At 49.6% G+C, this 11,671-nt stretch carries 9 protein-coding genes and 1 tRNA gene; 1 reads left to right on the forward strand and 9 read right to left on the reverse strand.

All coding sequences use genetic code 11. The features are described 5' to 3' along the window. The first annotated feature begins 53 nt into the window (after positions 1–53). Entirely contained in the window at positions 54–725 is a 672-nt protein-coding gene (locus QOS01_RS09490; RefSeq protein WP_283622139.1) for a LysR family transcriptional regulator substrate-binding protein, read from the forward strand. Positions 726–1,170: 445 nt separating this feature from the next. Here QOS01_RS09490 and QOS01_RS09495 read toward each other — a convergent pair. From QOS01_RS09495 to menB, 9 genes are all read right to left on the reverse strand, one after another. Beyond that, positions 1,171–1,243, reverse strand: a tRNA-Thr gene (locus QOS01_RS09495). 93 nt (positions 1,244–1,336) lie between these two features. Beyond that, positions 1,337–3,586, reverse strand: coding sequence for a DEAD/DEAH box helicase (locus tag QOS01_RS09500; protein WP_283622140.1), 2,250 nt, complete (start codon positions 3,584–3,586; stop codon positions 1,337–1,339). 15 nt (positions 3,587–3,601) lie between these two features. Beyond that, positions 3,602–4,948 (reverse strand): ATP-binding protein, encoded by a 1,347-nt coding sequence (locus QOS01_RS09505; protein WP_283622141.1) that lies wholly within the window; start codon positions 4,946–4,948, stop codon positions 3,602–3,604. A 6-nt stretch (positions 4,949–4,954) separates the two neighbouring features. Continuing rightward, complete coding sequence (locus QOS01_RS09510; protein ID WP_283622142.1) at positions 4,955–6,817, reverse strand: TerB N-terminal domain-containing protein; 1,863 nt, start codon at positions 6,815–6,817, stop codon at positions 4,955–4,957. A gap of 167 nt (positions 6,818–6,984) precedes the next feature. Next, positions 6,985–7,242 (reverse strand): hypothetical protein, encoded by a 258-nt coding sequence (locus QOS01_RS09515; RefSeq protein WP_283622143.1) that lies wholly within the window; start codon positions 7,240–7,242, stop codon positions 6,985–6,987. A gap of 209 nt (positions 7,243–7,451) precedes the next feature. Beyond that, the gene (locus QOS01_RS09520; RefSeq protein WP_283622144.1) at positions 7,452–8,006 is read right to left on the reverse strand and encodes a TetR/AcrR family transcriptional regulator; all 555 of its coding nucleotides are present in this window, start codon (positions 8,004–8,006) and stop codon (positions 7,452–7,454) included. A 143-nt stretch (positions 8,007–8,149) separates the two neighbouring features. Further along, positions 8,150–9,334, reverse strand: a complete 1,185-nt coding sequence (locus QOS01_RS09525) for an MFS transporter (RefSeq protein WP_283622145.1) — start codon at positions 9,332–9,334, stop codon at positions 8,150–8,152. Between the two features lie 21 nt (positions 9,335–9,355). Then, positions 9,356–10,771 (reverse strand): o-succinylbenzoate--CoA ligase, encoded by a 1,416-nt coding sequence (locus tag QOS01_RS09530; RefSeq protein ID WP_283622146.1) that lies wholly within the window; start codon positions 10,769–10,771, stop codon positions 9,356–9,358. A 10-nt stretch (positions 10,772–10,781) separates the two neighbouring features. Further along, the gene (menB, locus tag QOS01_RS09535; protein ID WP_283622147.1) at positions 10,782–11,603 is read right to left on the reverse strand and encodes a 1,4-dihydroxy-2-naphthoyl-CoA synthase; all 822 of its coding nucleotides are present in this window, start codon (positions 11,601–11,603) and stop codon (positions 10,782–10,784) included. Positions 11,604–11,671 lie beyond the last annotated feature (68 nt).

Below are 11,671 nucleotides of genomic sequence, written 5' to 3' on the forward strand. Positions count from 1 at the left end.
GACCTCCTTACTGATGATTTCAGTATAGGAGGTCCTGCTGACAATTTATAGACGTGTCGTTATGGTGTGCTTACGATCAAACCATTGCAAATGTTACAGCAGAACAAATAATCAGTGGTGACATTACTATTGGCGCTGGGGAAAGTACTGGGATTAAATACGTTAATAAGGTTTTAACTGATATTCATGGTGATTATCCTGACATAAAAATCCATCTCATCAGTGGTAATACTAGTGAGATGGAAACAGCCCTTGATCAGGGAAGAATTGATTTTGCAATTTTAGTTGGTAATTATCCAGTTACTAATTATGACTATCTTCAATTACCAGAAAAGGATCACTGGGGACTAGTAATTCAAAAAGAGGATGCATTAGCACAAAAAGCAAACATTAAACCAGAAGACCTATTAAACCGTCAATTAATTGTTCCTCAACAAACCATTGCTGATCATACCTTTCAAAAATGGTGGGGAAATTTAGGTAATCAAATGACGATAATGGCTACTTATACTTTGGTATATAATGCGCGTACATTAATTCAAACTAATTATTCTTGTCTGCTTTCTATTGGTGGATTAATTGACAATGCTCATGACAGTAAACTTGTTTTTCGACCACTTAATCCAGTAATGACCGAACCACTAACTATTATCTGGAAAAAGAATACTTTATTATCAAAAGCAGCACAATTATTTAAGCAACGACTTAGTACGACGTTAAAGTAATCAAGTCTTCGTAAATATTCAGGAGTGATAATATGAAAAAGCTAATGGATGTATCTACCAAATTCTATTAAACAAAATAGCAACTATTTTAAGGCTAACGTTGATCGCAATGTTTTCTGTTATTCTAGTAGGAAGTTTTGTGTTCTTCTCCAATTCTATTACTTCACTACTATTTTTTAAATAAATGAATAGCTACCGCTATACCAACAATTATTTACTGGCATAATTTTCTAATGTACCATTAATATGATGGCTTTTATTTCTCAAATTTTCACACGTTAAAATGCTTGATACTGTTGAGTTACAGCGATTTACCAAGGATCAAAATAACACAATAAGTAGTCACGTGAGAAAAAAGTGAGAAGTCAGTAACGTTTTTTAACGCAAAATAGCCTGTTATAACGACTGAAAATGCCGTTATAACAGGCTATTAGACTTTATCTAGTGCTGACTAGAGGATTCGAACCTCCGACCTCATCATTACTAATGACGTGCTCTGCCAACTGAGCTAAGTCAGCATTTCACCAGCGAATATTAGTATAGCATATCCCCGCCTAAACGCAAGGAAAAAATTAAAAAAGTGAAGCAAAAGTCACCTTGGGACTCACGCTTCACTTCTTTGTTTTCTCATGTAGTCCGTCACCCATCTGGGCCACACACTTCTTCATCTCATTAATATCCAAAATACTCTGGGCGAATTCCTTGCGGACCAGGTCATCAGGCAGGTACTCGTCATACTTATCAAAGACCGGCACCTCCTTTGGGTACAGCAACTCCAGTGGATCAAAGTCCCTTGCCGCCTCCTCCTTCAAGACCTGGAAGAACTCCTCGGCGCTGGTGTCCATGGCAAATTCCATGAAGTAGGGTCGGGCCGAGTTAAAGCCGCGTAGGTTCAACCGCTTGGCACACTTAATCCGCAGCAACCGTTCTAGGGCCAGAAAGGCATAGCTCCCGGTCCACGGGAAGAGACACCACATCTTGCCACCGAGGTTAATCAATTGTTTTTTCGGCAGGCCCGCAATATTAGCGGTGTCACGAGCCTGTGTCAGTCGTGCTCGGGCGTTCTTCATCAGGTACGGGTACATCTGACTTTCTACCAAGACCTGCCGCATCCGTTTCAAAATCTTTGGATGAATGTCACCCGGGACATCCCCAAAGTATGCCGGAATCCGGCCCTTGACACCATGACAGTACACCTGGTGACGCTGGCGGTCAATATCTTCAACCACCCATACCCGGCCAGCAATTGCAATCTTGTCACCAACCGGTGGCGGCTTAACAATCGTTCCTAGTTCTTCGGATCTAGCATGGACGCTGAACTCCTCATTTTCCTGGAAGACCGCGTAGAACTTGAAGTTGTTGACGACCCGCTCGCCGGCCATACCGACAATCAGGTTACCCCGTTCCGTCTGCTGAATCTGGTCCTTCTTCACTAGATGGCGTAAGAGGATCCGGTAATCGTCCGAACTAACGTTATGGAAGTAGTTCAATGGCAAAACTCGACCAGCCAACTCCGCTGGACTCATCTCCCCGCCGGATGCCAGGGTGCTCATTGTCTGGTGGTAGAGCAGGCTGTATGGCAGGCGGTTGGGTTCTGGTGGTTCAACCCACCGTTCTTCTAGATATAATTGGACCAGGGCAATTCCCTGGAGCAGTGGCCAGGGAATCAGGTCCGGCAGCATCGCCCGCGACTCCGGGTGTTCTTCCCGCATCACAAAGTGCATCTCGGGCGGATTCCCCCGCCGGCCGGTCCGGCCCATCCGCTGGAGAAATCCAGAAACAGTGAAAGGAGCGTCAATCTGAAAGGCCTGCTCCAGCTTTCCAATGTCAATCCCCAGCTCCAAGGTCGCTGTTGCACAGGTCGTCATGTAGGAGTCGTCATCCTTCATCGCGTCCTCTGCTGTTGCTCGAAATGCCGGTGACAGGTTCCCATGGTGGATTAAGAAGCGGTCCGGCTCGTGCCTGGCTGCGCTATAGGAACGGAGCATCTGGCAAACCGCCTCACACTCCTCCCGGCTATTGGTAAAGACCAGGCTCTTCTTCCCGCGGGTGTGCTCAAAGATATAGCCAATTCCCGGGTCAGCCAGTTCCGGCGCTGTATCCGTCTTCGGTTCTACCGGGGCCGCCGGGTCAAAGTCCTTGCTGGCTGCCTGGGGATCAGTCTGGTAAAAATGTTCCATCGATAGACGCCAGACCTGCCGGGTGTTTTTGACCTTGGGCGCAACGGTCCGGTGCCCGGATCCAGCTCCCAGGAATTTTGCTGCCTCCCGGAGGTTTCCAATCGTCGCCGATAGACCAATCCGCCGCGGTCTAACCCCGGCCAACCGGCTCAAGCGCTCAATCAAACAGAAGGTCTGTCCACCACGGTCACTCCGCAGAAAGGAGTGGAGTTCGTCAATCACCACGAAACGGAGACCGTGGAAGAGGTGGGGAATATCCATATGTTTATTGATCATGAAAGACTCTAGTGACTCCGGCGTGATCTGCAAGACACCAGACGGGTGCTTCAGCATCTTCCGTTTCTGGGTCGCCGCCACATCACCATGCCAGCGCCAGACGGGGATATCCGAATCTTCCGTCAGTTCGGTCAACCGGCTGTACTGGTCGTTGATCAGGGCCTTGAGTGGCGCAATGTAAAGGCAGTTGACGGAGTCTCTTGCCCCTGATTCACTCAGCTCAGTCAGAATCGGGAAAAAGGCCGCCTCGGTCTTCCCCGCAGCCGTGGACGCCGACAGTAAGACATTGTGGTCCGTCCCGAAGATTTCCGCGGCCGCGGCAACCTGGATGGGCCGAAGCTGTTGCCAGCCCTGCCGGTAGATGTAGTCCTGGATGAAGGGCGCATAGTGTGCGAAGACGTCCATCACAATTCCCCCATTCTAAATCGTAAACTCCGTGTAGTTTTTCTCCTGCTTACCACCATCATTAGTTGAGTCATCGTCATCCCCCATACCCGTGAACTGGTCGGAATTAAGGAGGTCACTGACCGTTGCCTTAGGGTTCTGGTAAACGATGTCCAGTAGCTCAATAAAGTCCCGGATAACCTCCCGGGGTGTAATCTTGATATCGGCACCGATCCGCCCATACTCGATCTTGATAAACTTGGCCAATTCTTCTTCAGTAATCTGCCGGTCGTAGCCGTAAAGGCGGGCGTGCATGTCGGTCAGCTTTTCGGTTAAGACCAACATTTCTTCTGCCGTCAGTGGCTCCAGCTTAATCACCGGCGCGTACATGTCCTGGGCACCGACGTGGGCAAACTTTCCTTCCGTCAGCCGTGAACGCAGCGCCTCGTAACTGTAAACACCCCGGCGGCGGTCTTCAACGGCCTGCGGGGTCCCGCACATCAGGATACCAAGGTACTTGGCCTTTCCCTGGAGAGTGTCGTTATACATGGTCAAAATCTTTTCGTAGTTATACTGGCGACTGATGCTGTTCGGGATCTTGTAAATGTTGACTAGCTCATCAATCATGATCACCAGCCCCGCATAGCCGGCCTGGCGGAAGAAGCGGGCGAAGAGCTTCAGGTATTCGTACCAGTCACTATCGTCAATGATAATGCTAACGCCAAGTTCTTGCTTGGCCTCGGTCTTGTGGGTGTACTCGCCGCGGAACCACTTGACTACCTTCGCCTTCGTTTCATCATCGTCATCAACATAGGCGTGGTAGTACATGTTCAGGAGCTTGGCAAAGTCGAACCCGTGGACAAGCTCGCTGAGGGAGGCAATAACCGCACCAATCTTCTTATCAACGGCCGCGGTGAATTGCGGGTCATCCTCATCCAAGCCCGTCTCGCTGGCCACTTCCTGAAGGACAGTATTAATCCAGCGATCGAGGATTAAAGTTAATGCGCCCCCTTCTGGCCGGGTCTTGGTTGCGAGGTTCTGGATTAATTCCCGGTAGGTTGCCAGGCCCTGACCCTTGGTTCCCTGTAGCCGTCGTTCAGGCGACAAGTCGCCGTCCACGACCACGAAGTTCTTATCCATCACGTAGTTGCGGACCGCCTGGAGGAGGAAGCTCTTCCCAGCACCATAGCGACCGACAATAAAGTGGAAGGAAGCCCCACCCTCGGCAACGACTCCAAAGTCATGCAGGAGGGCCGCAATTTCATCCTTCCGCCCGACTGTAATGTAAGGGAGGCCAATTCGGGGAACCACTCCGGCCTTAAGGGAATGTAGGACTGTCTGCGCAATCCGCTTGGGCACCCGTTGCCTTGTCCTTTCTGCCATTTAAAATCACTCCTTATCTGAAAACATTTTTTCCAGGTCCGCCCGATAGTCTTCAATAATTGCTGGTTGGTCGTCCTGGTTAAATTCAATCACGTCATCACCAATTTCGTCAAAAAGGGCTTCGTTAATCTGGTCGGCCACGATTGAGACCATCAGGTGGTGCTTTTTCAAGTAGTCCTTCCATGGTTTCCCCTTCAAGAGAGCCCGTAATAAGAAGGCCTGGTCAGCGTCAAGGTTCATCGAAACTGGCTCCGCAGCTGGAGCTGTCGGTTGTGGCTGGGAAGAAGGCGGTGGCATCGTTTCCTGCGCTGCCACTGATTCTTCCTGGTCCTCTTTAATTGCCTGCCGTTCCTCATCGGTCAGCAGGCTCTCCTGGGTGACCGCCGCATCCTGACGAATCTGGTTAATCCCGCCCAGGTCGATGTGGACCTTGGGCCGCTGAGCTTCTTTGAGCTGGCGTTGATAGGTACTAATTCCCTGGTCAATGGCATTTAGAACTACAACCGGCAGCCAGCGGGCCTTCAGAGGGCGACCAAGGTTAAATCGTAGCCGGACAAGCCGGTCGACCTCGTGAAGTAAGGTGTTGAGGTTTTGCTTCTCATTCGGTTGGGCCCGCATGGAAAGGCAGTAGTATTGGCGACCCTTAAAGCGGTAGCGCCGGACCGAATCAAGCGGGTACTCTGTCATCTGCTGCTGGGGGTGGAAGTAAAAGACTGCGTTGCCAAAGAAGTAGTTGGTCGTCAGCTGCTGACTGGCAACATGGTGGTCAAAGTACTTTTGCCCCTCCTTGTCCGGTAAGTTGAGGATCTCCTGCCAGATCACCTTTAACAGGGCCGTAAAGTGGTCGGCTGATTTTTGGTATAACCGACTGCGGTCCAGGTAGGTTGTGTGCCGCTTGAAGACGGCGACCAGATCCGTTGCACTGTATGCATCTGGGTGGAGCAAAACATGGTAGTCACGGTCCGCCGCAATCTCAGTCGCAAAGATCTTGTTTGCTAGCGCATGGTCAAGTCGGTAGTAAAGAACGTAGTCGCGCAGCCAATGGTCCAGGTAGGCCCCCATCTTGCTATCAAAATGACCAGCATACTCATTCCGGAATTCGGTCAATTGCTTGAAGCCCGCCATTGGGGAAGCCACACCAATGTTGTTGAGGAGCTCGTAGATGTAAATGTAGGCGTACGAGGTCGAAACTGGGGTGAAAACACCCTGGCGAAGCTTGGTCCGCCAGGCAAAGTACGTCCGCAGCTGGTCAACACTTAGCATGTGGTAGGTTGGAAAGTAGCGCTTGAGGGGAACCGGCCGGTCAAAGTCGTCCTGGTAATCGGCCAGGATTTGCCCCTGGTCGTAGAAGTTCTTGTCCCGCCGTAAGCCTGGCAAGAGGCTGTAGTCATAGGCCACCAGGGCCATTTCAATCTGCTTAGGGACCGCGGGTTTAGTGGGCTGGGGACGCCGTTTTGTCGGTTGGGGGATTGCCTGAGCCTGGTACTTTTCCTCGGCATCATTTTCCGGTAGGACCACGTATTGTTGCTGGTGCATGGCTTCCTTACCAGCGTTCACCGCCGCCTTGAAGGCGTAGTCAATGATGTTTTCGCTGGCCCGGTCACTCACCTTTTCCAGGGTAAAACCAACCCACTGTTCATCATGGTGAAAGAAGGCGGGCCCGAATCCGGGAAGGTCACGAATCGCATCGGCAAAGCTAAAGCACTGGGCATCAATCCGGACTGGTTTAGCCGGGTTGATGACGATGAAGGGCGCTTGACCAGGCTTTAGCGCAAGGCCCTGTTTGGGTACCTCATCATCGGTCGGTAGTGTGGTAAAGCGCAAGCCGTACTTATTACTGATTAGTTTGGTCAGTGACTGGTAATCCATTTCTCTCCCCTCCCGTACATACGTTCAGATTATATCAAGAATTAGATTTCTTGTGAAATGTTACGTGCAAACTTTTAACCAGTACAAAAAGGACCGCTGCCGCTCAACAACTTGAACGTCAACGATCCTTTTCATGATTACTTGTACTAGGGGAATTAGTAGTGAATCTAATTGGTCTTCCGGTAACCAAAGTAGAACTGGATGATGGCAATTACCACGTTAACCCAGTTCATCGTTATGAACCACGGCGCAATCCCACCGGCATCGTGGGTCACACCATAGTAAACCCAGAAGCCGATGATCACGGCAATGACATTGATCCAGGCAAACCACTTTTGCAATGTCTGATCACTGAGCTTAGACCACATCCAAATGACATTGATAATGAACCAAATCGCTAAAATCCAAAAGAAAGTCTGAAACATAACGAATCCCTCCTTTAATCAGTCACATGAAAGTTAGAAGTTCGAATCACTGAAATAATTGCAGTTCTTTTAGCTTCTCTTCACTTTCTATACTAGACTGGTTAAATGGAGAAACAATCGTTGATAATTCAATAAGTGTCGCTTATTAAACACAATTAAAAAATTAGTCACCAATTAGGACACAATAACGAAAAGTGTCAAAGTTTAACTTACTGAACAATGAGATTCAAGATCTTTCGCAATTTAGCTAGTTCCTGGTCAGTTAGCTTAACGTTGTTCTTAACAACAAAGGTAACCATGTCGATGTAAAAACTCCCGATAATTGTAATATCGATGTCGGAAAGCTCGACCGGTAGCTGCTTTTGAAGCATTTGAATAAACAGTTTCTGGAGACGCGCGCTGAAGCTATTCTGGTCATATTGAATAGATAACAGAGCCCGGAGAACCTCCCGCGAATCCCACAGGACACTAAACTCGTCACTTTGGTACAAGTCACTCAGCAGTGGTAAGCGATGATTTTCGGGCTGAATATTCGCTAGCCGTTTTTCAATAATCCGCTTAAACACGGCCAGGTATTCATCATTAAGCTGCTCGGTCAGGTCATACTTGTCCTGATAATAGTTATAGAACGTCTGCCGGTTGATAATCGCCCGCTCCGCAATGCCCTTGACGGTAACGTTAGCAAAACCCTTTTCATTAACCAACTTCGCAAAGGCAACCTTAATTGACCGTTTAGTCCTCATCACTCGTAAATCTTCAGCCATTTGGACATTCCCCTCTTCAAACGAGTCTTACAAACAATAATTATAATATAAGCGCCCACCTAAACCAAAAGCAACCACCTTGATAAGGTAAGACGCTATTCTTAATAGTAACTCAATGTCGCTTACTAAAAGAGAGCAATATCTTATGTCCTGCGGATGAATAGGCAGGCGAGCACCGCCAGGACGGCACTGAACACTAACCCCAAGAAGGCCGCTGAGTATGAGGAGGTGAACTGCACAATTTCCCCAATCAGCAGTGGACCAATGAAGCCACCGAGCTGACCCCCGAAGTTGACAATCCCGATCGACGATCCATAACTCTTCTCCGACAGGATTTGCGCCGTGAAGCTGAAAATGCCGGTAAAGGCGAGGGACTTTACAAAGTAGATAAGGACCTCAAAGATAACGATCCAGACTAGCGAAGATGATTTAAACAGGCCGAACATAAAAACGAGGGTAAGGAGGGAAGCAATAGTTATTAACCACCGTTCACGGTGTTTGAAGAGGTGGACCATGATAAAGCCGGCACTAAAAGCCGCAATCCCACCCGAAATAACTGGCAACGGGACGAGCCAGGCCAGGTTCTTTAGGTTGATCCCCTGCTCGCGCAAGAAGTAGACGGGCATCCAGGCCTCTAGCCCCTTTGTGATGACATTTAAGGCTAAGCCAATAATGACAAATGCCCACACCCGCCGGTCAATGTTCTGCCATTTGATTTGCGGGCGCGCCGCGACTTCCTTGCGGATACTCTTGAGTGGCCGTTCCAACAGGTAATAAACCAGGGTAATTACAATTCCACCGAGCCCCAGCCAAATGAAGGCCTGTCGCCAGCTGCTATTGGCAATAATCGGGACGATGATTAACGGAGCAACTGCTGCCCCCGCGTAATTCGACGAAATTAAGGCCGACGTGGCCTGCGACTTCACCTTTTTCCCGTAATTCTCGGAAATCCGTTTTAACGCGGCAGACGGGTATGGTCCCTCCGCGATTCCGAACAGAAAGCGAATAGCAATCAACGCCGCCAGTGACCAGGCAAGCCCCGTCACCATCGTCATCGCTGACCAGGCAATCAGGGCAACAATGACCATTCGTTTGCTCCCTAGTAAGTCCGTTAGGTAACCACCGGGGATTTGCATTAGAGTGTAGCCTAAGAAGAAGGCGCTGGCGGTCGCACCAAGGGCGGCAGCACCAACATGGAAGTCTTTTCCAATATAGGCAAGCGAAATGTTCATTACCGTCCGGTCCGCAAATAAAAGCATGTAGCCCAAGTACAGGACGATAAACGACCAGAAGCGTTTGGCCCCGGCTTGGTTGTCATGATTAATCATTGTATAATTTCACACCTCAAATTATGATAGCTGTTGTCGTAACAAGAAACGCTGTATTTTACCGCTAGCATTCGTCGGTAAGGCCGAAACCTTGATGTACTGGTGGGGAACTTTGTAGTGTGCCAGGTGCTGGTAACCAAAGCGAATTAGCTTCTGGGGATCCAACTGCCCTTGACTGACCACAAAGGCCACTGGCACCTGGCCCCACTCAGGATTAGTCTTCCCGACCACCGCAACCGCATCGATTCCTGGGTATTGTTGGTAGACCTGCTCAACCTCTTCAGGAAAGATATTCTCGCCGCCAGAGATTAACATTTCGTCCTGGCGACCATCAATGTAAAGGTAGCCATCACCATCAAGGTGGCCAATATCCCCGGTCCGGTACCAACCATTTACCATCTTAGCAGGTAGCTTTTCCGGTAGGTTAAGGTAACCGGGGGTCAAGGCTGGCGTCTTCAAAAGAACCTCCCCACCTTCACTCAGCTTCAGTTGCGTCGTAAAGAGGGGCTGCCCAACAGAGCCCAGTTTCTTCAGGGCGTCTTGCGCACGCAGAGCAACGATTTGTGAGCAGGTTTCCGTCATTCCATAGCACTGGACGACCGGGATTGATAGCTCCTGGCACTTAACAAGTGTCGGTCGGTCAATCGTTCCCCCGCCGAGCAACATACACCGAAAAGCACGGTTATAGTGGCGGTGACTTTCTGCTAAGCGCGCCAATAACTTTTTCAGCATGAAGGGCACAACTGACATTATCGTAACCGGCTCGTTTACCAGGATGTCCTCAATCTTAAGGACCCGAAACTTATCGACGAGGCGAACGGTCATTCCGTAAATTAGACCCCGCATAATGATTGAAAAACCACTAATGTGGAAAATGGGGGCCACGCAAAGCCATTCGTCACTGCTCTTTAGGCCGAGGTTAAGGGCCGAGGAGACGGCGGAGTAAAAGTGGTTTCCAAAGGTCTGCAAAACGCCCTTGGGTGCCCCTGTTGTCCCGGAAGTGTACATAATACTGGCAACCCGGTCATAGTCAAAGGACGGAATCAGTGCAACCCGCTTTGCTGTTGAGTTAAACAAATCCTGATAGCTAACAAAGCATTCGTCCATTGTTGACCGCCATAAGGAACCAGCCACCAGGCAGACGGCAAGATTACTGTCACTGATCTGCCGCTGAAGCTCCTCATCAGCAAGCCGCCAGTTAAGCCAGACAATTGTCCGGCCACTACCCAGGATGGCAAGGGCGATCTTGTAGCTTTCAATACTATTATCAGCAAGCATCCCCACCCGTGGGCCCGGATGCAACTGGTTTAATTGCCCCACGGTCTGTTCCACCTGGTCCTTTACCTGGCGAAAGGTCAGGGTACTGGTCCCGTCAGTAACGGCGACCTTATCCGGCTGGGTGCTTGCCTGTTTTAACAACCAATTTTGTGTTTCCATTGCTTACAACCTAGGGGAACTTTGGGAACTGGTCAAAGTTGGGCTGGCGCTTTTCGTTGAAGGCGTCCCGGCCTTCTTTACCCTCATCAGTGGTGTAGAATAGCATTGTGGCATCTCTGCCAAGCTGCTGGAGACCGGCCAGGCCATCAGTATCGGCGTTCATTGCCGCCTTGATGAAGCGCAATGCGGTCGGCGACTTCTTGAGGATCTCATTACACCAGTCCAGGGTTACTGATTCTACCTGGTCCAGTGGGACGACCTTGTTAATCCAGTTCATCTGGTAGGCCTCTTCAGCACTGTAGAAGTGGTTCAAGAACCATACTTCCTTTGCCCGCTTGTGGCCAATTACCCGGGCAAGGTAACCGGAACCGTAGCCGGCGTCAAAGCTGCCGACTTTAGGCCCCGTTTGGCCAAACTTAGCGTTATCCGCCGCAATTGTCAGGTCACAGACAAGCTGCAAAATATTTCCACCACCAACGGACCAGCCTTTAACCATTGCAATTACCGGCTTAGGAATAATCCGAATGAGATGCTGGAGGTCTAGAACATTCAAGCGGGCAATTTTATCGGGACCCACGTAACCACCGTTGCCCCGCACACCCTGGTCACCACCAGAGGAAAAGGCCTTGTCGCCGGCACCGGTCAGAATAATCACCCCAATCGTACTGTCGTCGCGGCAAATAGTGAAGGCGTCAATCATTTCTTGAATTGTTACCGGTGTAAAGGCGTTCATCTTTTTGGGCCGGTTCATCGTAATCTTGGCGATTTTTCCTGCGCGTTCAAAAATAATCTCTGAGTACTCTTTAACCGGTTGCCAATCAACTGTAAGCACACCATAACGACACGTATTGAAAAAGGCGGTCGTGATCCTCAAGCTTGGATCACGATCGCCCTACTTAT

Source organism: Limosilactobacillus avium, assembly GCF_947381485.1.
Lineage (GTDB): Bacteria > Bacillota > Bacilli > Lactobacillales > Lactobacillaceae > Limosilactobacillus > Limosilactobacillus avium.